The sequence below is a fragment of the Acinetobacter sp. 22301 genome (genome assembly GCF_052045285.1).
GTDB classification, from domain to species: domain Bacteria; phylum Pseudomonadota; class Gammaproteobacteria; order Pseudomonadales; family Moraxellaceae; genus Acinetobacter; species Acinetobacter pittii.
In genome coordinates, this window is sequence record NZ_JBQEOR010000018.1 from 22,029 (window position 1) to 46,015 (window position 23,987).

The window sequence follows — 23,987 nt, forward strand, 5'->3', positions numbered from 1 at the left end:
AATATCTCTATTTCACCATTCAAAAAAATTCATGAAATGGTGAATTTTAAAAATACCTTACTTTCCATAAAAAACTTAATTAATTGTTTTTAATAATAAAAATAAAGTTGGCATAGCTTTTGTAAAGCTTATAGCGAGAGCAAGGAGCATTCATCAATTTCAAGACCATGTCTTGATGGAGTACAGCATGACGCAACCTCAAGTCGAAGCATTAACCAAATATATTCGGGTCACTGGCGACTTAAACGCAGAGTTTATCGAATTCGATTTTGCCATTCACGACCCAAGTCTATTTGTGGAACTGGTTTTGCCTAAACATGCATTTAATGATTTTTGTAAGACCAATCAAGTGGTTGAAATGACCCAAGAACAGCAAGCTTTTAATGATGCTCAGGAAGAAAAATGGCGCTATGGCACTGAAGCAACCTTAGTCGGCACGCAACGTAATAGCAACGATCACGATGATCAGATGTAAAAAATATAAGGAGATAAAGCCATGACTTTAGAAATCAAAACGTCAAATGTCGAACCTATCCGCCAGAACTATGCTTATATCGAAAGACGATTTGGTAGTAAGCCAGCAACTCGATATCAAGAAGTAAGTTTTGATGTACAGGCAGAAACTAACTTTCACTATCGTCCTTTGTGGAAACCTGAAAAGACCTTAAATGATAAAACCCATACTGCCCTGCAAATGCAAGACTGGTATGCATTTAAAGATCCACGTCAATTCTATTATGGAACTTATGTTCAGCACCGTGCGCGTTTACAGGACACAGCCGAAAGTAATTTTGCTTTTTTTGAAAAACGTCAGCTTGCAGAGCATTTGTCTGACGAAGTCAAAGCCAAGGTTATTGAATGCCTATTGCCATTTCGCCACGTTGAACAAACTGCAAACTTACACATGATGTCTGGCAGTGCCTATGGTTATGGCACCGTACTTACCCAAGCTTGTATTTATGCCGCGATGGATCATTTAGGAATTGCGCAGTACATCTCACGGATTGGCTTAGCTTTAGATGGCAACAGCGGCGACTCACTACAGCAGGCAAAACAGGCTTGGATGCAACATCCTGCATGGCAAGGCTTACGCCGTCTGTGTGAAGAAAGCCTCACCGAGCAAGACTACTTCAAACTCTTTTTATTACAAAATCTTGTGATTGACGGCTTTGTGACCGAGCTTGTTTATCAACAGTTTGATCAGTGGTTAGTGAGTCAAAATGCTCGTGACTTAGCCATGCTGACTGAATTTATGAAAGACACTTTAGGTGATTTACGTAAGTGGTCAGACACCGTCATTAAAACTGCGGCAGCAGAATCCGATCATAACAAACAGCTATTAAATGAATGGTTCACCCAGTCTTTAGCTCAAGTAAAAGCAGCCTTTACACCTTGGGCAACAGCAGCCTTAACAGCAGATGCAGTCGATCAAGCAGAACAAGTTGTGATTGATCGAGCAAAAAAACTCGGCCTACAACTAGAACTTGCAAATGCTTAAGGAGAAGCAACATGTCTAAAGTCTATCTCGCGTTACAAGACAACGATACTTCACGCTATATCATTGAGGCGATTGAAGAAGATAACCCTGAAGCTTCAATTCAGTATTTACCAGCCATGATTCGAATTGAAAGTGAAACTGATTTGGTCATTAAAGCCGAAACCGTATCTGAAAAACTAGGCCAAGATTGGGACATCCAATCGTTACAACTCAACATGATTACGCTGGGCGGCAACGTCGAAGAAGATGACGATACTTTCCGCCTTCACTGGAATTAATCACAACATAGATGTTGTTTAACAAAGATTTAAGGATGATCAATCATGACAACTCAAACGAAAGAAACCAGCAAAAAGTTAAATGCTAAAGATCGTTACCGTGCATTAACCCGTGATCTGGACTGGGACTTTTCCTATGCTGACCGTCAAAAGGCCTTCCCTTATGAGGAATTTGAAGGCATCAAAATTACGGACTGGTCTAAATGGGAAGATCCATTCCGTTTAACCATGGATGCTTACTGGAAATATCAGGCAGAAAAAGAGAAAAAACTTTATGCCATTTTTGATGCCTTTGCTCAAAACAATGGTCAGATGAATGTCAGCAATGAACGTTACTTAAATGCGATCAAACTCTTTTTAACAGCGGTGACCCCACTTGAATATCAGGCCTATCAAGGCTATGCCCATGTAGGCCGCCAGTTTGGTGGAATTGGAGCACGTATTGCTTCTCAGATGCAGTCGATTGATGAGCTGCGTCATGTACAGACCCAAATTCATGCCATGAGCCATTACAACAAGTTCTTTGATGGTTTTCAGGATTGGGCGCACATGCATGACCGCGTTTGGTATTTGTCTGTGCCTAAATCATTTTTTGAAGATGCCCGTTCTGCTGGCCCTTTCGAGTTTTTATTAGCGATTAGTTTTGCTTTTGAGTATGTACTTACCAACTTGTTATTTGTTCCGTTTATGTCGGGTGCAGCTTATAACGGCGATATGGCAACCGTAACCTTTGGTTTTAGTGCGCAGTCTGATGAAGCGCGTCACATGACGCTTGGTCTGGAAATCGTAAAATTCTTGCTCGAACAACATGAAGACAACGTGCCGATTGTGCAGGAATGGATTGATAAATGGTTCTGGCGTGGGACGCGTTTGCTTTCAATTGTAGGCATGATGATGGATTACATGCTGCCAAACAAAGTGATGTCTTGGAAAGAAGCTTGGGAAGTTTATTTTGAGCAGGCAGGCGGTGCGTTATTTAAAGATTTAAGCCGCTATGGCATTCGTATGCCGAAATATAGCGATGTGATTGTGAAAGAAAAAGAGCACGTCTCACATCAGGCATGGTGGATTTTCTATAACTTTGGTCATGCTGCCGGTTTCCATACATGGATTCCAACCGGCGAAGAAATGGATTGGTTATCTGCTAAATATCCAGACACTTTCGATAAATACTACCGTCCAAAATGGGAGTTGGCTCGCCAAATGGAAGCCGAAGGTAAACGCTTCTATAGCGCAGGTTTACCACAGCTTTGTCAGGTTTGTCAGATTCCAATGACCTTTACCGAAATGGGCGATGACCCGACTCAGTTCAGTTATCGCCATAGCATCTACCAAGGCGAACGCTACCACACCTGTTCAGATGGCTGTCATGACATTTTCGAACGCGAGCCTGAGAAATATATACAAGCATGGCTACCTGTAAATCAAATTTTACAAGGTAACTGTGGTGGCGGTGACCTCGAAACCATGCTCCGCGATTATTACCGCATGAATGTTGGTGCTGACAATCTAGATATTGAAGGTTCTCCAGACCAACAGCGCTGGAAAAAATGGAAAGGCAACGCAGCTTAAGCACAAGGAATTGTTCAGGCAGTCATCAAGCTGCCTGATCGGAAATAAGGAGATTGAACATGACTGTTCGCGCGATACACAACAACTATCAATTTGAACCGCTCGATCTGCAAAAAAATTATGGCGATCAATTCTTACTTTACGTGGGTTGGGATCATCACACCCTTTTTTGCTCGGCACATGCCATGCTTGCCTCGCCTCAACAAACTTTGGGACAGTTGATTGAGCAACAAATTACAGGTGGTTTTGCTCAACATCCAGATTTTGCCAAAATTGATTGGTCAAAAGTGCAATACACCTTAGATGGTCAAACAATCGAACCAGAGAGTACAAAAACTTTGGCAGAGCTTGGTTTTGGACATAAGTCATTACTTCGTTTCGTTACGCCAGAGTTAAATGGCTATAACGACAGCTACGTTTAATTCGGAGGTGTGTCATGAGTTATCAAGTCACCATTGAACCGATCGGAACAACGATTGAAGTAGAAGAAGACCAAACCATTTTAGATGCTGCCCTACGCCAAGGCGTTTGGTTACCCTTTGCCTGTGGTCATGGCACTTGCGGGACATGCAAGGTTCAAGTCACCGATGGTTTTTATGATGTCGGTGAAGCTTCTCCCTTTGCACTCATGGATATTGAACGTGATGAAAATAAGGTGCTTGCCTGCTGCTGCAAACCACAATCCGACATGATCATTGAAGCCGATGTCGATGAAGACCCAGATTTCTTAGGTCATTTGGTTCAAGACTTTCAAGCGACAGTCATTGAAATAAAAGACCTGTCGCCGACCATCAAAGGAATCCGACTACAACTAAATCGTCCAATTGAGTTCCAAGCTGGTCAATATATCAATGTCCAGTTCCCAGATATTGAAGGAACTCGTGCATTTTCAATTGCCAATTCACCAAGTGAAGTAGGTATTGTTGAGCTGCATATTCGTAAAGTTGAAGGCGGTGCAGCGACGACTTATGTGCATGAACAACTTGCCACGGGCGATCAGCTTGATATTTCAGGCCCTTATGGTCAATTTTTCGTACGCAAGTCAGATGATCAAAATGCCATTTTCATTGCAGGTGGTTCAGGTCTTTCAAGTCCACAATCGATGATTTTAGATTTACTTGAGTCTGGAGATAGTCGCACCATTTACCTCTTCCAAGGAGCACGAGACTTGGCAGAGCTATACAACCGAGAATTATTTGAACAGCTCGTAAAAGACTATCCGAACTTCCGCTATATCCCTGCTCTCAATACACCAAAACCAGAGGACCAATGGACTGGATTTACCGGATTTGTGCACGAGGCTGTTGCCGATTACTTTGAAAATCGATGTGGTGGACACAAAGCGTATTTGTGCGGCCCACCAATCATGATCGACTCGGCAATTTCAACACTCATGCAAAGTCGCTTATTCGAACGGGACATTCACACTGAACGCTTCTTAAGTGCAGCCGATGGTGCTGCTGGACAGTCACGTTCGGCCTTATTCAAACATATTTAAAGATAAACCTTTAAGCACTCCAATTTTTCAAATGAGCTTTGTATCTGTAATTTATAAAGAAAATACAAAGCTCATAGGAGTTCTGCATTCCAAATTTACAGGTTAAACAGACTCAAATTTTAAAGACCGTTAAGGAATAACGTTTTTTAGTGACAAACCAAACAACACAGAATAGGACATTCTATGAATAACAAAATTGCTGCAATCCTATGTGGTGTAACCAGCGCCCTTTACCTTCCCTCTGCATTTGCGACAGAAAACGGCTCGGACTCTTTTGCTTTAGGTGCCGAAGGTATGATGGCGGGTGCCTTACCACCTGCTGGGGTTTATCTACTCAGTTATTATCAAAATTATCACGCATCAGAGTTTCAAAATGGTCCCGATCAGTTCCATGTTGATGTCAACGCCGTGGTTCCTCGGTTGGTCTGGATGACCGATCAAAAAATTCTGGATGGACAACTCGGGTTTTATGCAGCCCAGCCATTGGTTGATCTAAGACTCAAAGTAAATGGAATGGCTGACTCAAACCAAGGACTCGGAGACTTGATTTTGGGTGGTATGCTCGGCTGGCATCAAGGAAATCATCACTGGATTGCAGCCCTAGAAACTGTACTGGGAACAGGTGAATACGACACTCCAAGTACGACACATCCAGTTGAAGCCAATCTCGGGAAAAACTATCACACCATTCGACCGATTATTGCCTATAGTTATGCCAACGCGGCAGGTTTAGATCTATCTACTAAACTGTCTTATAGTTGGAATACGCGTAACGACGCGACTGACTACCAGTCTGGACAATACATTGCGGGTGACTATAGCTTGGGTTATCGCATTAACCCAAAAATCAAAGTGGCAGTTGAAGGCTATGCTTTTAAACAAACCACAAATGACAAAGTAAACGGAAGTGACATTGGGTTTAAAGGACAGGCTTTTGCAATTGGTCCAGGCATTCAATATGCAGATAAAAACTGGTCTATTGAAGCAAAATTTCTAAAAGAAACCGAAGTCGAATATCGTCCCGAAGGCCATACCAGCTGGCTAAAACTAATTTGGGCTTTCTAAAACACATCAACGCATAGCTTCAGCTTTTGAGGCTATGCACTTCCTTATTTAAAAGTCGATACCATTTGAATCATCTATTGGGTTCTGATCAAGTGTAAAGACAGTCCGTTGATAAGGTATTCCTTCTAAGTCATAAACCTGATAAATACAATCAAATAGTGACTGTAAATCTTCACTTCGGTCCATTGCCCGTGCTGTAATAAAAATTGGGCTGACCGCGCCGTTATCTAAAATCGGAATATAGTTTAGGTGTGGAAATCGAATGGTATCGGCACTTGCCGGAATAATGCAAATCCCTTCTCCCGCTGCCACTAAGCCCAAAGCCAGTTGAATTTCTCGTATTTCATGCATATTTTTTGGAACCAAACTATGTTCGGCAAAAATATTCAAAAGCTGGGTCGAAAAATTGGGTTTCGGTGAAGTGGGATACATAAACATCTTTTCATCAATGAGGTCAGCCAGATATACCCCTTCCGTGCGCTGAGCAATTGGGTGGCTCGTATGCGCAGCAACCACCAAGCGTTCTTTACGTAGCAGAATACGTCTAACAGCAGGATCACTAATTCTTAAACGTCCAAATCCAACATCAATACGTCCTTCCTTTAATGCCTGTAGCTGTTCGGTTGTGCTTAACTCCATGAGCTGAATATTCAGATGGGGTTGCTGTTGGCGAAATAAATAAATGATTCGAGGCAGCAAACCATAGAGTAAAGACCCAACAAAACCAATGGTCATACTTCTTTCGATGAGACCAATACGCTTGGTCATACTTTTTATTTCTTCAGCATTCGACAAAAGTTTAACGGCGTGCTGATAAAAGAAATGCCCTGCTTGTGTAGTTTGTAAAGGACGGCTTCCACGCTCAAACAGTTGAATACCAAGCTCGCTTTCCAGATTTTGAATCTGTCGACTCAAAGGTGGTTGAGCAATAAATAGTTTTTCCGCGGCTTTTGTAAAGCTCTGCTCTTCAACAACCGCCACAAAATACCGTAAATGTCTTAGTTCCATAAGGTTTCCATACCTTTAAGATATAAAAAAATGCAAATTCAGTCTTAGACACAGTTTAACCATTCTTTTAAGGTATATACAAGCAACGAACCGATGAAGTGATGAATTGCTTTGTGAACAAGCCTTTTTGCCAATCTTCCAGTGATTCATCTTCATCAATTCACGGTTAAACACCCAGCGCACTCATGCGCTTCATTGACAATATTAGGATATCAAGACCTTTAAGAGTAGCTAAGGCCTTGGTGACTTCCACACTTTTGGAAAGTCGGAGAACGGACATGCCACGTATTCCTGTAATCAATACTAGCCATCTTGACCGTATTGATGAATTACTTGTCGATAACATCGATACAGGTGAATTTAAACTTCATCGCTCAGTGTTTACTGACGAAGCTCTTTTTGACCTCGAAATGAAATATATCTTCGAAGGCAATTGGGTTTACTTAGCACACGAAAGTCAAATTCCAAACAATAATGACTACTACACCACTTACATTGGTCGTCAGCCAGTCATTATTGCACGTAACCGTAACGGTGAATTGAATGCCATGATTAATGCGTGTTCACACCGCGGAGCACAACTTTGCCGTTACAAGCGTGGTAACAAAGCAACGTATACTTGCCCTTTCCATGGCTGGACTTTTAACAACTCAGGTAAATTGCTCAAGGTTAAAGATCCAAGTGAAGCAGGCTATTCTGACTGTTTTAACCAAGATGGTTCACACGACCTTAAAAAAGTGGCTCGTTTTGAGAGCTACAAAGGTTTCTTATTTGGTAGCTTAAATCCCGATGTTCCTTCACTTGAAGAATTCTTGGGTGAAACCACCAAAATCATCGACATGATTGTTGACCAGTCTGAACATGGTTTAGAAGTTTTACGTGGTTCATCTACCTATACCTACGAAGGCAACTGGAAACTCACCGCTGAAAATGGTGCCGATGGTTACCACGTTTCTGCTGTTCACTGGAACTACGCAGCAACAACTCAACACCGTAAAGAAACTCAAGCTGCCGATAACATTCGTGCCATGAGTGCAGGTTCTTGGGGTAAACAAGGCGGTGGCTCATATGGCTTTGAAAATGGCCACATGTTGCTTTGGACACAATGGGCAAACCCAGAAGACCGTCCAAACTTCCCGAAAGCAGACGAATACACCGAAAAATACGGCGAAGCGATGTCGAAATGGATGATCGAGCGTTCACGTAACTTGTGTCTCTATCCAAATGTTTATTTGATGGATCAGTTCGGTTCACAAATTCGTGTACTTCGCCCACTTTCGGTTAATCGAACCGAAGTTACCATTTATTGTATCGCGCCTAAAGGTGAAGCACCCGAAGCTCGCGCACGTCGTATTCGTCAATATGAAGATTTCTTTAATGCTTCAGGCATGGCAACACCAGACGATTTAGAAGAATTCCGTGCTTGTCAGGCAGGCTATGCAGGGATTGCCCTTGAATGGAATGACATGTGCCGTGGTTCAAAACACTGGATTTATGGACCAGACGATGCAGCGAATGAAATCGGTTTAAAACCAATGTTAAGTGGGATTAAAACTGAAGATGAAGGTCTTTATCTTGCCCAACATCAATATTGGTTACACACCATGAAACATGCGATTGCATCAGAGAAAGAAATTGCTGATCAGGGAGAAACAGCATGAGTGCTCAAGACAAAGCAACTTTAGAAAATATTGCTCAGTTTCTCTATCGTGAAGCTCGCTTTTTAGATGATGAACAATGGGATGACTGGCTTGAATGCTATGCACCAGAAGCTTCTTTCTGGATGCCAGCTTGGGACGACGACGATAGATTAACTGAAGACCCGCAATCTGAAATTTCACTTATTTATTATCCAGATCGTCAAGGTTTAGAAGATCGGGTGTTCCGTATTAAAACCGAGCGCTCATCTGCAACCATGCCAGACACTCGCACAAGCCACAATATTGCCAACATTGAAGTTCTCGATCGCGACGGCGACAAAGTTACTGTTCGCTTTAACTGGAATACCTTGAGTTTCCGTTACAAGACAAATTACAGCTATTTCGGTATGTCACGTTATGTGATTGATTTTTCAGGTGATCAACCAAAAATCTTGAGCAAGTATGTCGTTTTGAAAAATGACTACATCAATCAAGTCATTGATATCTACCACCTTTAAGACATACCCCCTCAGTTAAACGGACTGTTGGCTGAGGGTAAAAGTTTCAAATATTTTGTAGGATACATGCCATGTCAAACCACAATGTTGCACTTCAATTTGAAGATGGTGTTACACGTTTCATTAACGTAGCTCAAGGCGAAACCCTATCTGACGCAGCCTATCGCCAAAAAATTAATATTCCTTTGGATTGCCGTGATGGTGCATGTGGAACTTGCCGCGCATTTTGCGAGTCCGGTAGTTATGACATGCCAGAAGAAACCTATATTGAAGATGCATTAACCCCTGAAGAAGCTGAGCAAGGTTATATTCTTGCTTGCCAATGTCGACCAACTTCAGACGCCGTATTCCAAATTCAAGCCTCATCAGATGTCTGCAAAACAGAAATTCATAGCTTCCAAGGTACTCTAGCCCGCGTTGAAAACTTATCAGATTCAACCATCACTTTTGACATTCAACTTGATGACGGCCAACCGGATATTCATTTCCTTGCAGGCCAATACGTTAACGTTGCAATTCCAGAAACTGGCGAAACACGTTCATATTCATTTAGCTCAAAACCGGGTAATCGTTTAACTGGTTTTGTGGTACGTAATGTACCGAATGGCAAAATGAGTGAATTCTTAAGCAAGAATGCTAAAGCCGGTGACAAAATGACTTTTACCGGTCCATTCGGTAGCTTTTATTTGCGTAATGTAGCGCGCCCAGTGCTGATGCTCGCAGGCGGTACTGGGATTGCCCCATTTATGTCGATGTTACAAGTGCTTGAAGAAAAAGGTTCAGAACAGCCTGTTCGCTTGGTATTCGGCGTGACCAATGACTTTGATTTGGTTGCTCTAGAAAAACTCAATGAGTTACAGGCGAAATTCCCATGGTTTAAATATCGAACTGTAGTCGCAAGCCCTGAGAGCAACCATGAACGCAAAGGATATGTCACTGGTCATATTGAAAGTGAATGGTTAAACGGTGGCGACGTCGATGTTTACCTATGTGGCCCAGTACCAATGGTAGAAGCGGTACGTGGCTGGTTAGAAACTGAAAATATCAAACCTGCTAATTTCTTGTTTGAAAAATTCTCTGCGAATTAACAGGTGGAGAAGTTATCTATGTCAAACCGTCAAAGATTTACCGATAAGGTCGTGATTGTTACGGGTAGTGCTCAAGGCATTGGCCGTGGCGTGGCACTACAAGTTGCAGCTGAAGATGGACAAGTCGTCATGGCGGACCGCTCTGAATATGTTGAAGACGTTCTCAAAGAAATTCAGAGTGCAGGTGGCGATGCTGTCACGATTAATGCCGACCTTGAAACCTATGCAGGTGCACAAGCGGTTATTGCAAAAGCCATTGAACATTATGGTCGGGTAGATATCCTGATTAATAATGTGGGTGGCGCGATCTGGATGAAACCTTTTGAAGAGTTTTCCGAAGAAGAAATCATTAAGGAAGTGAATCGCTCATTGTTTCCAACGTTATGGTGCTGCCGCGCTGTGCTACCCGCCATGATTAAGCAACAAGCGGGTGTTATTGTAAATGTCTCTTCAATTGCAACCCGTGGTATTAACCGTATTCCCTACTCTGCATCTAAAGGTGGTGTAAATGCTCTAACAGCATCGCTTGCTTTTGAACATGCCAAAGACGGAATTCGTGTCAATGCTGTTGCGACTGGTGGAACCGAAGCACCACCTCGGAAAGTACCACGCAATGCCAATCCATTAAGTCAAAATGAAAAAGACTGGATGCAGCAAGTAGTTGATCAAACAATAGATCGAACATTTATGAGCCGTTATGGCACAATTCAAGAACAAGTCAATGCAATTTTATTTCTTGCATCAGATGACGCATCGTATATGACGGGATCGGTCATTCCGGTCGGAGGTGGAGATCAGGGTTAACCCTGACCTTTTTGCATGATTGGGTAAATAACATGATTTGCATGGAGGCAATCACACATGGCAACCCTGTTAAAGACGTTAAAAAATGACTGGTCCATATCAGCAACAGTTGCTGGCTTTCTTGCGGTTTTAATTTCTTATTCAGGCCCACTGATTATTTTTTTCCAAGCTGCTCAGCGTGCCCATGTATCCACCGACATGATGGTGTCATGGATTTGGGGAATCTCAATTGGTGCCGCCGTTTCAGGTATTTATCTTTCGATTAAATATAAAACTCCTGTCATAACCGCATGGTCTGCACCGGGCACTGCCCTATTAGTTACCCTATTTCCAAACGTCTCGTTGAATGAAGCAGTAGCCGCCTATATTACTTCTGCCATTGTTATTTTTTTAATTGGCGTTACAGGTTACTTCGACAAATTACTTAAATGGATTCCGCAAGACGTCGCTGCGGGCATGATGGCAGGTATTCTTTTTCAATTTGGTATTAGTCTATTTACCGCGTCTGATAGCATGCCTTTTATTGTCTTTAGCATGCTTATTGTCTTTTTAATTGCCAAACGTTTAATGCCGCGCTACACCATGATTTGGGTGTTAGCTGCTGGAGTTTTATTAAGCCTCATTTTAGGCAAAATGAATCCGGTTGATGTGAGTTTTAGTTTAGCTATTCCACAGTGGATTAGCCCAGAATGGACCTGGAACTCAACACTGAACCTCGCTGTTCCTCTCATTTTAGTCAGTCTAACCGGGCAATTTTTACCGGGTATGGCGATTATGAAACTCAGCGGTTATGACACCCCAGCCAAACCTATTATTACTGTCACCAGTATTGTCTCTTTAGCTGTTGCCTGTGTCGGCGGTATTACAATTGTACTTGCCTCAATTACCGCTGCTTTATGTATGGGCAAAGATGCACATGAACTGAAAGAAAAACGTTACATCGCAGGAATCGCCAACGGGATTTTTTATATTTTAGGAGGCTTATTTGCTGGGAGTATTGTCATGCTATTTAGCTTACTTCCTAAAGAGTTGGTGGCAGCACTGGCAGGTTTAGCTTTGCTAGGTGCTATTGCCACCAATATTTCAGTTGCCATGAAAAATGACAATCAACGTGATGCTGCACTTATTACCTTTTTAGCTACCGCATCAGGCATGCATTTTCTCGGGTTAAGTTCGGTCTTTTGGGGTATTTGTATTGGTGTTATCGCGCATTTCATTCTTACGCCCCGCTCAACTCCAGCCACAAATTAAGTTTTTTATCTAAGCGCCCGCCACTAAAATAAAACCTCAATCGCCACATCAGCATGCAAATAATTCGCTAACCCTGATTTGGCGATTTTTTATTGAATATAGATTAAATTTCATTTTTAAGATGAATCTCTAAAATAATTAAATAATAGACTTTAGTATTTTGTTTTTATATTTTCACCCCAACTCATAATATAAATTTAATGATATTTTCAAGTGTGATTCTAATCAATAAAGTTAATAAAAAAACATCCATAAAATACTTAAAATTCTCACAATGCAATATTTAACCCTATTTTAAAGACACAACAAAGACAGCTAAAACAATAAAAAAATAAATACATATTTTTCAAATAATTAAACCAATAAAAGCACAATACCTTAAAGACATAAAGATATATCAATTAGGTTTTTGACTCTAATCCAATAACAAAATAGTTTATTAAAAAATAACGCGACGCTTCACAAATTGGAGGTGAAGAAAATGGATACGAGCAAGGTTAATATTAATGAGTTAATTGATAAAGCCAGTTTTACATCTTTTCATTGGAAAGTTTTAATCTGGTGCTTACTTATTATTATTTTTGATGGATATGATTTAGTTATTTATGGGGTTGCTCTTCCTCTCTTAATGCAGCAATGGTCATTAACTGCGGTAGAAGCTGGTTTACTCGCCAGTGCTGCTCTATTCGGGATGATGTTCGGTGCCATGATTTTCGGCACACTTTCAGACAAACTGGGGCGAAAAAAAACCATCCTGATTTGTGTCACTTTATTTAGCGGATTTACTTTTATGGGTGCCTTTGCCAAAGGACCAACAGAGTTTGCTATTTTGCGCTTTATCGCAGGTCTTGGGATTGGTGGCGTTATGCCAAACGTCGTTGCGCTTATGACTGAATACGCGCCAAAAAAAATCCGCAGTACATTAGTCGCAATTATGTTTAGTGGCTATGCAATTGGCGGTATGACATCTGCTCTACTCGGTGCATGGCTCGTGAAAGACATGGGCTGGCAAATCATGTTTTTAATTGCGGGTATTCCTCTTTTACTACTCCCACTCATTTGGAAATTTTTGCCAGAGTCTCTCGCCTTTTTAGTGAAATCTAACCATAGCGAACAGGCGAAAGGTATTGTGAGTAAAATTGCGCCTCAAACTCAGGTAAACGCCAATACTCAACTGGTATTAAACGAGAGCACCACAACAGATGCACCTGTCCGTGCGCTTTTCCAACAGGGTCGTACCTTCAGCACATTTATGTTCTGGATTGCTTTCTTTATGTGCCTACTCATGGTGTATGCCTTAGGAAGTTGGTTACCTAAACTCATGCTCCAAGCGGGCTACTCATTAGGTGCAAGCATGTTGTTCCTGTTTGCACTCAATATTGGCGGTATGGTCGGTGCAATTGGTGGTGGTGCTTTAGCAGATAGATTCCATTTAAAACCGGTTATTACGATCATGTTTATTGTGGGATCAGCAGCTTTAATTCTGCTTGGCATTAATAGTCCACAATTTATTTTATATAGCCTGATTGCGATTGCTGGCGCTGCCACAATTGGTTCGCAAATCTTACTCTACACTTTCGTGGCACAGTTCTATCCAACAGCACTTCGTTCAACTGGCATGGGCTGGGCATCCGGCATTGGCCGTATTGGCGCGATTATCGGACCAGTTTTAACAGGAGCGCTACTCACACTTGAGCTTCCTCACCAAATGAATTTCTTAGCGATTGCAATTCCGGGTGTGATTGCTGCACTTGCAATATTTATGGTCAATCTAAAAGCCTCTGTTGCCGCACAAACGTCTTCAACTTTTAACCCTCAAAACACGCTTACCCAGCAGTAAATTAAATGCGCCGAGGACTGGCGCATCTTTTTGGAAATGGATTATGGAATTATTACATCGCTTTAAGCCATGTGCTTTAACTTTCGCGACCTTAGTGTTGATGTGTGGCAATTCATTCGCTGCAAATCCAAATCAGCAGCCCGAAGATGAATGGAAATTCACTTTAAAAAACGCCTATATCAACCGTAATTTTGATAATGATGCACTTAAAGACACTGGTAGTTGGTCTCAGGCAGCATCATTATTTTATAAATCGAAAATGCATGACACCCCTCTGCAAATTGCAGATAAGCCCATTACCATTGGTGCCGATGCTTCTGTTCAATATGCCGTTCGCTTGAGTTCAGATAAACATGTTGCGGACACAGTTTTGCCTTTTAATAAAGAAACACAATCTCAAGCCTCTGACTTCTTAAAATACGGCGCCACTTTAAAACTAGGTTATGACAAAACCTTGCTAAGTGTCGGTGAACTCTGGTTAGACCTGCCTGTAACAGCTGTGGATGCCAGCCGACAATTACTTGCTTCATATTGGGGAACCAATCTTAAGTCGCAACTTTCAGATCAGCTTTATGCTGAAATTGGTCGGGTTGAAAAAGTATCACCACGAAATGAAGAAGATTTTAAAAAGTTTTCGTTCACGGCAAATGGAATTACCAAAGAATCTGATGGTTTAAATTACATAGATCTGCGCTATCAATTCACACCGTCGCTAAAGGGTGAATATTACTTTGGTAATTTAGAAGACCTGTACAACAAACACTATGTAGGACTTGAGCACAATTGGAAACAGCCTAACTTTGCGCTTACATCTAAGTTTAAATACTTCAATGCAAAAGATGATGGCAATACTTTTGATATTGATGCGCAAAACATCGGGGTGCTAGAAACGCTCAAAGTAAAAAACCATACCTTTGGTTTGGGTTATCAACAGATTATCGGTGAGTCGGCTTACCCTCTACCAGATGGCTTTTTACCAGAGACCTATTTCATTAACTGGAATGCAACGGGTTTCTTTAAAGAAGACGAAAAGTCTTACCATGTGATGTATGGCTACGACTTTAAAGATTATGTTCCGGGCTTAAATGCAATGGTTAAATATGTCTATGGCCATGATTTTAAAGCGGCCAATGGCGAAAAAAATCATGAAACTGAGTCGAATGTAATTTTAAACTATGCGTTTCAACAGCCATTCTTAAAGGGTGTTGCCCTGCAATACATCCGTATTGATTACAACGTTAAACATGGCAATGACTTTGGTGAAGATCGCCTGTTTGTAAACTACACCAAAAAGTTTTAATCATTTTTGATTCAATTGAAGCGGGCTAATTTTAGTCCGCTTTATTATTTTCGACCCATAAAAAAACGCTCTTACGAGCGTTTTTAATTAACTTTGTAACTTAAGCAACGTGCTTTTGAACAACAATCGAACCTACTGAATAACCAGCACCGAAAGATGAAATCACGCCATATTCGCCATCATCCACTTCGTGGCCTGTACGGTGTAAAGCAATAATTACACCTGCTGAAGAGGTATTGGCAAACTCATCTAAAATAATTGGGGCACGGCTTAGATCTGCCTCTTTACCAGCCACATATTTCAAGATTAGTTCATTCATGTTGGCATTGGCTTGGTGTAACCAGAAACGCTTAATATCGTTTGCAGTTAACTGCATTTTTTCCAACTGGGCATTAATGATTTTTGCCACCAAAGGACAAACATCTTTAAAGACTTTTCGGCCATCTTGACGGAATAACTTGTCGTCAACGACTGCATCTTCGCTACGGTTTAAGAAACCGAAGTTATTGCGAATGTTGTTTGAAAATTGAGTAAATAAATGAATATCTAAAATTTCAAAACCAGTTTTAGTAGTGGTTTCTTCAATAATAGAAGCCGTTGCAACATCACCAAAAATGAAGTGACAATCACGGTTACGGTAATCTAAGTGACCTGATGTAATCTCAACGTTCACCAATAAAACACGGCGAGCACCCGAGCGAATTGCATCTGCCGCTTGTTTCAAACCAAAAGTTGCAGCTGAACATGCAACATTCATGTCATATGCATAACCTTGAATGCCAAGAGCCGACTGAATTTCAATCGCTACAGCCGGATAAGCACGCTGCATGTTTGAACATGCCAAAATCACAACATCGATATCTTCAGCAGTTACACCTGCATTTTCCATTGCCTGTTTCGCAGCAATCACGCCCCACTCTGCTTGAAGTGAAAGTTCGTCATTCGAACGTTCAGACAAACGAGGACGCAAGCGATTTGGATCGAGAATACCTGATTTCTCAATCACGTAACGGCGCTTAATACCAGACGCTTTTTCAATAAATTCAGCACTAGAACCACGTAATTCTTCGAGTTCACCTGCTGCAATTTTCTCTGCATTCTCTTGGTTATATTGTTCCACATAAGCATTTAAACTGTCGGCCAGTTCTTCATTAGAAATGATTTCTGTTGGGTGAAATAACCCAGTACCTGTGATACGAATGCCCATGTAAAACTCCTAAAAAAATGAATAGGGTCTGTTAATCTTTCATTTATAAATTGCGTTGTAGGCTAAACAACAGCATAAACAGACCCCGATCTATCTTAACTGATTCCCAAACGATCCCATAACTTTTGCAGTCGAGTTGGCGAAATAGGCATCTTGGTTTTCATCGGTTGAGAAAATAAAGAAATGCGGAATTCTTCCAACATCAAATACAATTCTTTGATTTTTGGATCGTTTTTGAATTTAAATACCTTGTCCATCCATGGATCGACATCGTCAATTGCAGCATGATCTCGCTGTAGATTATTTGGCAATCGATCTAAACGCAATAGCAGTGCTTTTAAATAACGCGGGTATTCTTGCCAAAGATCGACGGGTTGACGGTAAACAAAATTGCCAAGTGACATTAAATCGAGTTGATCTTCAATATCATCAATACTGCGCCCAAACACGTTTGGATCAAGCACTAAAAGCTGACGACGGATTTGTTGCCACTGAATATAAATATCACTTAATTGCTCAAGTGCTTGCTGACCATAACTCAAAAATTGTTTTTTGACCTGATCTAGCAGCTTATTAAATTCATCAGCGTTAATTGGCAAAGTCGTAATTGCCATCTGCAACGTTGCATAGACCAACATCTGCTCAAGCTTAGCTTTATCGCCCAAAGGAGAATAAGCCAACGCGAGCGGTTTTGAAATCTGCTTTTTCAACTGGCGAACTAAGTCACCCAGTTGCATATGAACCAGACGAATAATCCCTTCGCGATGCTGTTTAATCGCCTCAGCGTGATCATTAAACGTTTGAATAACAATGCCTGACTCATCTTTAGCTTCGAGGTCAGCAAAAGCCTTGGTCGGAACTAAAGCCTGATATTGCTTTACTACAACGCCTGTAACTTTATGAGAAGCCTCAAAAGTAAAGTTTTCAGGAAAATCCTTAAACTCACCTTTTTGCTGTTTAACTGGGCGATGCGTTTCCACTCGGCAACGTGCTTTTAACTCAGGTAAATCACGACCTTTCGCAATCAGCTTACCTTTTTCATCAATCACTTTAATGAAAGGCACCAAATATGGATCAATACGTTCAAACGAAAAATCTTTTTCAGTAATTTGCTCGCCACGTAAGGCAAAAGCTAAATAACTAAAAATATGTTCACGTAAATGTACTGCATCAACCCCTTGCATGAGCTTACGAGCTGTATCAGGAATTGGCACCACATTACGACGCTTGTCTTTAGGTAAAGCTTTGAGTAAAGCCTCAATTAAATCTTGGCGCCAACCTGGAATTCCCCATGACCAGATATTTTCATCGACTTGAGGCAGCGCCTGTACAGGAATTTGAACAGTAGCACCATCTTCGTCATGGCTCGGGTCAAAATGATATGTAGTTGCTAAACGCAGCTGCCCATTGTGTAAATGATCTGGGAATTGCTGCGTAGTTGGCCGATCATTGAGCCAGAGCGCATCATCGTCAATAAATAAATAACGTGGGTTATTTGCTTCTACTGTGGCACGCCAGTCTTCAAAGCTACGGCGACTCGCGATTTCCTCAGGAATTTTCGACGCATAAAACTGATAAATTGTTTCTTCATCCACCACCAAATCACGACGACGCAATTTATCTTCAACTCGCTCTACTTCTTCAAGTTTAAGCAAATTATGTTTTAAAAATGGTGGGACTGTACCCAAATTACCAGTAGTTAATGCATCGCGTAAGAAAATCTCATGAGCAGCAGGTTGGTCAACTTTCTCAAAATTAATTAACCGTTTTGGCTCAATAATTAAACCAAATAAAGAAATTTGCGCATACGCATTGACGATTCCCGCTTTCTTAGACCAATGCGGCTCGAAATAGTGATATTTCAACAAGTCACGTGCAGCAAGTAAAATCCATTCAGGGTCAATTTTGGCTAAAGTACGTAAGTACACTTGAGAGGTTTCGACCATCTCAAAAGCCATCACCCAAGAGGTATTGGTTTTATGCAAAGTACTCGCAGGGAAAACTTTAGCCTTTTGCTGACGCACTGCCATAAAGGTGTTGCGTTCATCAGTTTTATTAGCAATAAAAGATAATAAGCCTGTCAGCAACGCACGGTGCAAGTTTTCATAATTCGCAGGTTTTTCATTAAAGCTGAGTTTTAAGCCTTCGGCTAACTCAACCAATTGCTGGTGTGTCTGTTTCCATTCACGTAAACGCAACCAGCTTAAGAAATGCTGCTTGGCAAATTGACGCCGTTTATTTTCAGACATGCCTGCTTCGCCTTTAGGATTTAAAGTCTCCCAAAGTTTCAAATAAAACAGAAAATCTGAATCAGCTTCTTTGAATAATGCATGCTTTTGGTCAGCTTGCATTTGTTTATCTGCTGGACGCTCACGCGGGTCCTGAACCGCTAAAGCACTTACCACAATTAAGATTTCTTTGAGTACGCCAAAATGAGCACCGCCCACGATCATACGTGCCAAACGTGGGTCAATTGGCATACGTGCCATCATTTGCCCGACTTTAGTCAGCTCATTTTTCTTCTCATTCAGTGCGCCTAACTCAATCAGTAACTTACGGCCATCATTTACAAGGCGGAAATCTGGTGGCTCAATAAAGTCAAAGTTTTCTAATTCACCTAACCCTAAACTCTGCATTTGCAAAATAACAGATGCTAAGTTGGTTCGTTTAATTTCAGGTTCGGTAAATTCAGGACGACTTAAAAAATCTTCTTCGCTATATAAACGAATACACACACCTGGAGCAATACGGCCACAACGCCCTTTACGCTGATTGGCTGCGGCTTGAGAAATTGCTTCAATTGGTAAGCGTTGTACACGTGAACGATAGTTATAACGCGATATACGAGCAAAACCGCTATCAATCACATAGCGAATATTCGGAACCGTAAGTGCAGTTTCGGCCACGTTGGTCGCAATAATAATACGACGCCCTTTTCCACCCGGACTAAAAATCTTCTGTTGTTCAGAAACAGCTAAACGCGCATACAGCGGTAAAATTTCGGTATGTCTTGGCCCATACTTTTGTAAGGTTTCCTGCAACTCACGAATTTCTTGTTCTGTGCTTGAGAAAATTAGAATATCGGCATGTTCGGGGTGACCTTTTGCTTCTGCGTCAGCAAAGCATTCTTCAACCGCTTGTACCACTGCGCGAGGAAGATTTTCCTCAAAATCATCAAACTCATCGTCATCACTGCCACCAATATTCATTTCTGAAATTGGGCGATAAAGTACTTCGACAGGATAACTACGCCCTTCTACTTCAAAAATAGGTGCGTCATTAAAGTAATTACTAAAGCGATTTACATCTAAAGTTGCCGAAGTCACGATAACTTTTAGATCTGGGCGTTTTGGCAGTAACTGCTTTAAATAACCCATAATAAAATCGATATTGAGTGAGCGTTCATGCGCTTCATCAATAATGATCGTGTCATATTTAGACAAATAACGGTCATTACCTAACTCGGCAAGCAAAATACCATCGGTCATTAACCGTACAATTGAATCTTGCGAACCTTGTTCATTAAAACGGATTTTAAAACCGATAGATTCGCCAAGCTTTTCGCCGACTTCTTCTGCAATACGTTGAGAAACACTACGTGCAGCTAAACGACGTGGTTGGGTATGACCAATCATTCCCGTTAAGCCACGTCCCGCTAACATTGCAATCTGAGGAAGCTGTGTAGTTTTACCTGAACCTGTCTCACCTGCCACAATAATGACCTGATGCTTTTGAATCGCATCAATTAAACGGTCTGCATATTGAGAAACAGGTAAATCCTGATTCAATTTGATTTTAGGGAGACGTTCAAATCGCTGCCTTACTTTGGCATTAGATTGTTCAAATAATTTTTCAATCTCTGCTGTATTAGCTTTTTTATCTTTACGCAAACGATTTAAACGGTAACGATCTCTTGCCATCACCCACTGATCAATATTTAAATCATTCTGCACAGACAAATTTTCCTGAAAATACAACAATCCTCTATTTTACGCTCTAATGACCATAAGGTAAAACAGTTGGTTTTTTATATATTTTTAATTTTTTAAAATTTTACCCTTGAATTTTGACTAACGAGACTTCATGTTGTTAGGCAAGTTTCTTTTACGATAACTGTCATTTGATTTACATGTTTTTGCAGTCAAATCGAATACAGTGTTTGGGGACTTAAAAATCGTAAATTTATCACTTATTCGATTTTCCGATTTTAGTCATGTAAAAATACTATTTCCCCAATAAAGAATTTTTATTTATTCTACATCTCGTAAACAAGTTTAAATATAAACCTCAATCATGGAGACAATGATGAGCTTGATTAATACTGAAGTTAAACCATTCCAAGCAACTGCTTACCACAACGGCCAATTTGTTGAAGTTAACGAAACTAACCTTAAAGGTAAATGGTCTGTTGTATTCTTCTATCCAGCTGACTTCACTTTCGTTTGTCCAACTGAACTTGGTGACTTAGCTGACAACTACGCTGAATTCCAAAAACTTGGTGTTGAAATTTATGCTGTATCTACTGATACACACTTCACTCACAAAGCTTGGCACGACACTTCTGAAGAAATCAAAAAAATCCAATACCCATTAGTTGGTGACCCAACTTGGACTCTTTCTAAAAACTTCGACGTTCTTATCGAATCTGAAGGTTTAGCTGACCGTGGTACTTTCGTTATCGATCCAGAAGGTAAAATCCAAATCGTTGAACTCAACGCTGGTGGTATCGGCCGTGACGCGTCTGAACTTCTTCGTAAAGTAAAAGCTGCTCAATACGTACACGCTCATCCAGGTGAAGTTTGCCCAGCTAAATGGAAAGAAGGCGAAGCTACTCTTGCTCCATCTATCGACCTAGTTGGTAAAATCTAATCTCTTATTAGATTTTAAAAACTCAAAGAACCATCCCTCATCGGATGGTTCTTTTGTTTTGAATAAGCACATCACATTTTCTACTGATACTTTTACAATTATGCCCTTCCCCATTACATGAAGTTTGAGTAATGTCGAATAAATAACCGATGTTTTTTGAGCTTAAATCATATGAAATAAAAGGGGAAAAATTTATGACGAATACTGTGGCAGTCACTTCATGGAAATACAATGCGACTTCACGTCATCTAAAAATATTTTATAGCGATGGTTCAGGCGAACTTTATCATCCTGTACCAGAATTTATTTATGACAACTTATTACGATCAACAGACAAAGCTGCTTTTGTACATAAATATTTAGAATTCGACTTACACTTTACTCGCCTATCTTTAGTGAATGCTTCATAACATAATAAAATAAGGCCTGCGTTAAACAGGCCTTTATGAATAAATAAATCATATTTTCAAATGGCTTATCTTGCCACTACAATGCATAAACCAGCGCCTACAGGTAAAATACTGCTCATAAAATTTTCATCTTTTTTAATTAAAGCTAAGAATGAACTGACTTCAGCCGCATGTGAAATAACATTATCAATAATGAGTACGCCACCTTTTGGCTTCATTAAACGTTTTAAATCTGGCCAATAATTCTCGTAAGCAGGTCGCTCAGCATCTAACAAAATAAAATCGAAAGTTTCCTGAGTTTCTTTTAGGTAATCGGCTGCATCTCCAACCCAAAAATCTACCAATTCATCTAATGCCAGTTCAGTCGCATGGCGTTTAGCTTCATTACTACGATTGGCATCAATTTCAAGCGTGGTTACTTTTCCATGAGTAGCTTGAGCAGCCTCAGCAAGCCATAAAGTAGAGTAACCTGTTGAAGTCCCAATTTCTAAAATTGATTTAGCTTGCTGCATCCGAATAAATTGCGATAGTAATTTTGCAGACTCCGCCTCAATATTACGATACCGCAGCAAACGATCTGTCTGCTGTGCATCATGTCGTTTAAAGGTGTCATATAAATCGGCAACTCTTTGTAAGAAAAAAGTATTTGGCATATATTCACCCTTTAAAATCGTTATTTTATATAAAAGTCGTTTGAGTTAAGTGCCTTGAATTAACTTAAAGCGCGGCACGATACTTCCGTCAGCCATTTGCACCGTTTCAGTAAACATATTTAGCGGACGTACCCAAGTTGAATAGTCACCATAAAGACACTGATAAACGACTAACTCTTCTTCAGTCTCGCTGTGTTTTGCCACAGAAAAAACTTGATAGAGATTACCTTTATAATGCTGATAAATGCCGCGTTGCAATGACATGAAAGTACCTTTTAATGTTATGACATAAAATCTTTACAGCCATATAACATATATAAATTTTTAAATACTTTCACTTTAAAACACTACAAAACATAAAAAAGAACATTTTAGAGATAAATTATTGATCTTACTTATTAATAGTCTCAATAATTTAAAAAACCGATTAAATCTATAAAAACATACTGTTTTACCTATTTTATGTTTTCACGTATTATGCATCTATTGAAAGAATTTGGATGCATTGGAGTAAAAACAGATGTTAGATCAAAACATTAAAACTCAATTAAAAGCTTACTTAGAACGTCTAGAAAGTCCAATCGAATTAGTTGCTGCTTTAGATGAATCAGATAAAGCGGCTCAAATTAAAGAGTTAGTGACAGAAATTGCTGAACTATCTGACCAAGTCACTGCCCGTTTTGACGGAAACAATACACGTCGTCCAAGCTTTGGTGTCGCTAAAGTAGGTGAACAGCCTCGTGTGTTCTTCGCAGGCTTACCAATGGGCCATGAGTTTACATCTTTGATCTTGGCACTGTTACAAGTGTCTGGCTATGCACCAAAAGTTTCTGATGAAGTGCTCAACCAGATTAAAGGTTTAAACCTCAAAGCAAACTTTGATGTGTTTGTATCACTCAGCTGTCATAACTGTCCAGATGTAGTACAAGCGCTTAACCTGATTGCCATTTACAACCCGAACACCACGGCAACCATGATTGACGGTTCATTCTTCCAAAAGGAAGTGGAACAACGCAAAATCATGGCTGTACCGATGGTATTCCAAGACAACGAGCACATTGGTCAAGGTCGTATGACCCTTGAAGAGATTGTGGCAAAACTCGACACCAACTCTGCTGAAAAAGATGCGGCAGCACTCAATGCCAAAGATGCTTTTGATGTATTGGTGATTGGTGGTGGACCTGCGGGTGCAACAGCTGCAATCTATGCTGCACGTAAAGGTATTAATACCGGTATCGTCGCTGAACGCTTCGGTGGTCAGGTCATGGACACCATGGACATTGAAAACTTCACCTCTGTGCAAAAGACTCAAGGTCCTAAGTTTGCTGCCGAGATGGAAGCCCATGTTCGTGAATATGATGTCGATATTATGAACCTGCAACGTGTTAGCAAAATCACGGGTGCCAACCAGACTGCAAATGGCTTGGTTGAAGTTGAACTTGAAAACGGTGCAAAACTTGAATCGAAAACGGTGATCCTTTCAACAGG

General features: G+C 40.7%; 21 protein-coding genes and 2 pseudogenes. 17 read left to right on the plus strand and 6 right to left on the minus strand.

Features of this window, described 5'->3' with window-relative positions; all coding sequences use genetic code 11:
* Nucleotides 1–187 precede the first annotated feature (187 nt).
* From ACTJJH_RS17765 to ACTJJH_RS17795, 7 genes are all read left to right on the plus strand, one after another.
* Nucleotides 188–475: a phenol hydroxylase subunit gene (locus ACTJJH_RS17765; protein WP_000193471.1), complete on the plus strand. Its 288-nt coding sequence runs from the start codon at nucleotides 188–190 to the stop codon at nucleotides 473–475.
* Nucleotides 476–496: 21 nt separating this feature from the next.
* Nucleotides 497–1,498, plus strand: a complete 1,002-nt coding sequence (locus tag ACTJJH_RS17770; protein WP_002119874.1) for an aromatic/alkene monooxygenase hydroxylase subunit beta — start codon at nucleotides 497–499, stop codon at nucleotides 1,496–1,498.
* Nucleotides 1,499–1,509: 11 nt separating this feature from the next.
* Nucleotides 1,510–1,776, plus strand: a complete 267-nt coding sequence (locus ACTJJH_RS17775) for an MmoB/DmpM family protein (RefSeq protein ID WP_000049448.1) — start codon at nucleotides 1,510–1,512, stop codon at nucleotides 1,774–1,776.
* 45 nt (nucleotides 1,777–1,821) lie between these two features.
* Nucleotides 1,822–3,348, plus strand: coding sequence for an aromatic/alkene/methane monooxygenase hydroxylase/oxygenase subunit alpha (locus ACTJJH_RS17780; protein ID WP_440601532.1), 1,527 nt, complete (start codon nucleotides 1,822–1,824; stop codon nucleotides 3,346–3,348).
* Between the two features lie 59 nt (nucleotides 3,349–3,407).
* Nucleotides 3,408–3,770: a phenol hydroxylase subunit P4 gene (locus ACTJJH_RS17785; RefSeq protein ID WP_057105724.1), complete on the plus strand. Its 363-nt coding sequence runs from the start codon at nucleotides 3,408–3,410 to the stop codon at nucleotides 3,768–3,770.
* A gap of 14 nt (nucleotides 3,771–3,784) precedes the next feature.
* Nucleotides 3,785–4,846: an NADH:ubiquinone reductase (Na(+)-transporting) subunit F gene (locus ACTJJH_RS17790; protein ID WP_130173997.1), complete on the plus strand. Its 1,062-nt coding sequence runs from the start codon at nucleotides 3,785–3,787 to the stop codon at nucleotides 4,844–4,846.
* A gap of 183 nt (nucleotides 4,847–5,029) precedes the next feature.
* The gene (locus ACTJJH_RS17795; RefSeq protein WP_130173996.1) at nucleotides 5,030–5,911 is read left to right on the plus strand and encodes a SphA family protein; all 882 of its coding nucleotides are present in this window, start codon (nucleotides 5,030–5,032) and stop codon (nucleotides 5,909–5,911) included.
* Nucleotides 5,912–5,959: 48 nt separating this feature from the next.
* Here the strand turns inward: ACTJJH_RS17795 and ACTJJH_RS17800 are convergent, their stop codons facing one another.
* The gene (locus ACTJJH_RS17800) at nucleotides 5,960–6,919 is read right to left on the minus strand and encodes a LysR family transcriptional regulator (RefSeq protein WP_017386346.1); all 960 of its coding nucleotides are present in this window, start codon (nucleotides 6,917–6,919) and stop codon (nucleotides 5,960–5,962) included.
* A gap of 44 nt (nucleotides 6,920–6,963) precedes the next feature.
* Nucleotides 6,964–7,093, minus strand: a pseudogene (locus tag ACTJJH_RS17805) (hypothetical protein).
* A 104-nt stretch (nucleotides 7,094–7,197) separates the two neighbouring features.
* On the opposite strand from ACTJJH_RS17805, the gene benA reads away from it, so the two are divergent.
* The 7 genes and pseudogenes from benA to ACTJJH_RS17840 all read left to right on the plus strand — a co-directional run bounded on the left by benA (nucleotide 7,198) and on the right by ACTJJH_RS17840 (nucleotide 15,360).
* On the plus strand, nucleotides 7,198–8,580 hold the full coding sequence (gene benA / locus ACTJJH_RS17810; protein WP_002119889.1) for a benzoate 1,2-dioxygenase large subunit: 1,383 nt from the start codon (nucleotides 7,198–7,200) through the stop codon (nucleotides 8,578–8,580).
* Nucleotides 8,577–9,096, plus strand: a pseudogene (gene benB / locus ACTJJH_RS17815) (benzoate 1,2-dioxygenase small subunit). The gene benA and the pseudogene benB overlap by 4 nt, the downstream one beginning before the upstream one ends.
* 52 nt (nucleotides 9,097–9,148) lie before the next feature.
* Nucleotides 9,149–10,165 carry a benzoate 1,2-dioxygenase electron transfer component BenC gene (gene benC / locus ACTJJH_RS17820; protein WP_440601533.1) on the plus strand — a complete coding sequence of 339 codons (1,017 nt, stop codon included), beginning with the start codon at nucleotides 9,149–9,151 and terminating at the stop codon, nucleotides 10,163–10,165.
* Between the two features lie 18 nt (nucleotides 10,166–10,183).
* Entirely contained in the window at nucleotides 10,184–10,969 is a 786-nt protein-coding gene (locus ACTJJH_RS17825) for a 1,6-dihydroxycyclohexa-2,4-diene-1-carboxylate dehydrogenase (protein WP_440601534.1), read from the plus strand.
* 57 nt (nucleotides 10,970–11,026) lie between these two features.
* Nucleotides 11,027–12,220, plus strand: a complete 1,194-nt coding sequence (benE, locus tag ACTJJH_RS17830; RefSeq protein WP_068929976.1) for a benzoate/H(+) symporter BenE — start codon at nucleotides 11,027–11,029, stop codon at nucleotides 12,218–12,220.
* A 481-nt stretch (nucleotides 12,221–12,701) separates the two neighbouring features.
* A complete protein-coding gene (locus tag ACTJJH_RS17835) occupies nucleotides 12,702–14,060 on the plus strand; it encodes an aromatic acid/H+ symport family MFS transporter (RefSeq protein ID WP_320125028.1) in 1,359 nt (452 codons plus the stop codon).
* A gap of 43 nt (nucleotides 14,061–14,103) precedes the next feature.
* Nucleotides 14,104–15,360: an OprD family outer membrane porin gene (locus ACTJJH_RS17840; protein ID WP_068929978.1), complete on the plus strand. Its 1,257-nt coding sequence runs from the start codon at nucleotides 14,104–14,106 to the stop codon at nucleotides 15,358–15,360.
* 100 nt (nucleotides 15,361–15,460) lie between these two features.
* On the opposite strand, the gene ACTJJH_RS17845 is transcribed toward ACTJJH_RS17840, so the two are convergent.
* Both ACTJJH_RS17845 and hrpA read right to left on the minus strand, forming a co-directional pair.
* Nucleotides 15,461–16,567, minus strand: coding sequence for a beta-ketoacyl-ACP synthase III (locus ACTJJH_RS17845; protein WP_032004013.1), 1,107 nt, complete (start codon nucleotides 16,565–16,567; stop codon nucleotides 15,461–15,463).
* A 95-nt stretch (nucleotides 16,568–16,662) separates the two neighbouring features.
* Nucleotides 16,663–20,520, minus strand: coding sequence for an ATP-dependent RNA helicase HrpA (gene hrpA / locus ACTJJH_RS17850; RefSeq protein WP_440601535.1), 3,858 nt, complete (start codon nucleotides 20,518–20,520; stop codon nucleotides 16,663–16,665).
* 352 nt (nucleotides 20,521–20,872) lie between these two features.
* On the opposite strand from hrpA, the gene ahpC reads away from it, so the two are divergent.
* Nucleotides 20,873–21,436, plus strand: a complete 564-nt coding sequence (gene ahpC / locus ACTJJH_RS17855) for an alkyl hydroperoxide reductase subunit C (RefSeq protein WP_003652649.1) — start codon at nucleotides 20,873–20,875, stop codon at nucleotides 21,434–21,436.
* Between the two features lie 194 nt (nucleotides 21,437–21,630).
* On the plus strand, nucleotides 21,631–21,846 hold the full coding sequence (locus ACTJJH_RS17860; protein ID WP_002119898.1) for a KTSC domain-containing protein: 216 nt from the start codon (nucleotides 21,631–21,633) through the stop codon (nucleotides 21,844–21,846).
* Nucleotides 21,847–21,911: 65 nt separating this feature from the next.
* Here ACTJJH_RS17860 and ACTJJH_RS17865 read toward each other — a convergent pair whose 3' ends face one another.
* Both ACTJJH_RS17865 and ACTJJH_RS17870 read right to left on the minus strand, forming a co-directional pair.
* Complete coding sequence (locus ACTJJH_RS17865) at nucleotides 21,912–22,499, minus strand: O-methyltransferase (RefSeq protein ID WP_046812983.1); 588 nt, start codon at nucleotides 22,497–22,499, stop codon at nucleotides 21,912–21,914.
* A gap of 45 nt (nucleotides 22,500–22,544) precedes the next feature.
* Entirely contained in the window at nucleotides 22,545–22,763 is a 219-nt protein-coding gene (locus ACTJJH_RS17870; RefSeq protein WP_206218450.1) for a DUF1653 domain-containing protein, read from the minus strand.
* Between the two features lie 256 nt (nucleotides 22,764–23,019).
* Here ACTJJH_RS17870 and ACTJJH_RS17875 point away from each other — a divergent pair.
* On the plus strand, nucleotides 23,020–23,987 hold a 968-nt coding region (locus ACTJJH_RS17875), incomplete at its 3' end, for an FAD-dependent oxidoreductase (RefSeq protein ID WP_440601536.1).

What these genes read in the sequence shown, in the direction of transcription:
- ahpC (WP_003652649.1), top strand. Translation starts at nt 20,873, where the DNA reads ATGAGCTTGATTAATACTGAAGTTAAACCATTCCAAGCAACTGCTTAC.
- ACTJJH_RS17785 (WP_057105724.1), top strand. Translation starts at nt 3,408, where the DNA reads ATGACTGTTCGCGCGATACACAACAACTATCAATTTGAACCGCTCGAT.
- ACTJJH_RS17795 (WP_130173996.1), top strand. Translation starts at nt 5,030, where the DNA reads ATGAATAACAAAATTGCTGCAATCCTATGTGGTGTAACCAGCGCCCTT.
- ACTJJH_RS17840 (WP_068929978.1), top strand. Translation starts at nt 14,104, where the DNA reads ATGGAATTATTACATCGCTTTAAGCCATGTGCTTTAACTTTCGCGACC.
- ACTJJH_RS17825 (WP_440601534.1), top strand. Translation starts at nt 10,184, where the DNA reads ATGTCAAACCGTCAAAGATTTACCGATAAGGTCGTGATTGTTACGGGT.
- ACTJJH_RS17765 (WP_000193471.1), top strand. Translation starts at nt 188, where the DNA reads ATGACGCAACCTCAAGTCGAAGCATTAACCAAATATATTCGGGTCACT.
- ACTJJH_RS17860 (WP_002119898.1), top strand. Translation starts at nt 21,631, where the DNA reads ATGACGAATACTGTGGCAGTCACTTCATGGAAATACAATGCGACTTCA.
- ACTJJH_RS17835 (WP_320125028.1), top strand. Translation starts at nt 12,702, where the DNA reads ATGGATACGAGCAAGGTTAATATTAATGAGTTAATTGATAAAGCCAGT.
- ACTJJH_RS17790 (WP_130173997.1), top strand. Translation starts at nt 3,785, where the DNA reads ATGAGTTATCAAGTCACCATTGAACCGATCGGAACAACGATTGAAGTA.
- benA (WP_002119889.1), top strand. Translation starts at nt 7,198, where the DNA reads ATGCCACGTATTCCTGTAATCAATACTAGCCATCTTGACCGTATTGAT.
- ACTJJH_RS17780 (WP_440601532.1), top strand. Translation starts at nt 1,822, where the DNA reads ATGACAACTCAAACGAAAGAAACCAGCAAAAAGTTAAATGCTAAAGAT.
- ACTJJH_RS17865 (WP_046812983.1), bottom strand. Translation starts at nt 22,499, where the DNA reads ATGCCAAATACTTTTTTCTTACAAAGAGTTGCCGATTTATATGACACC.
- ACTJJH_RS17870 (WP_206218450.1), bottom strand. Translation starts at nt 22,763, where the DNA reads ATGTCATTGCAACGCGGCATTTATCAGCATTATAAAGGTAATCTCTAT.
- benE (WP_068929976.1), top strand. Translation starts at nt 11,027, where the DNA reads ATGGCAACCCTGTTAAAGACGTTAAAAAATGACTGGTCCATATCAGCA.
- ACTJJH_RS17800 (WP_017386346.1), bottom strand. Translation starts at nt 6,919, where the DNA reads ATGGAACTAAGACATTTACGGTATTTTGTGGCGGTTGTTGAAGAGCAG.
- ACTJJH_RS17845 (WP_032004013.1), bottom strand. Translation starts at nt 16,567, where the DNA reads ATGGGCATTCGTATCACAGGTACTGGGTTATTTCACCCAACAGAAATC.
- ACTJJH_RS17775 (WP_000049448.1), top strand. Translation starts at nt 1,510, where the DNA reads ATGTCTAAAGTCTATCTCGCGTTACAAGACAACGATACTTCACGCTAT.
- ACTJJH_RS17770 (WP_002119874.1), top strand. Translation starts at nt 497, where the DNA reads ATGACTTTAGAAATCAAAACGTCAAATGTCGAACCTATCCGCCAGAAC.
- benC (WP_440601533.1), top strand. Translation starts at nt 9,149, where the DNA reads ATGTCAAACCACAATGTTGCACTTCAATTTGAAGATGGTGTTACACGT.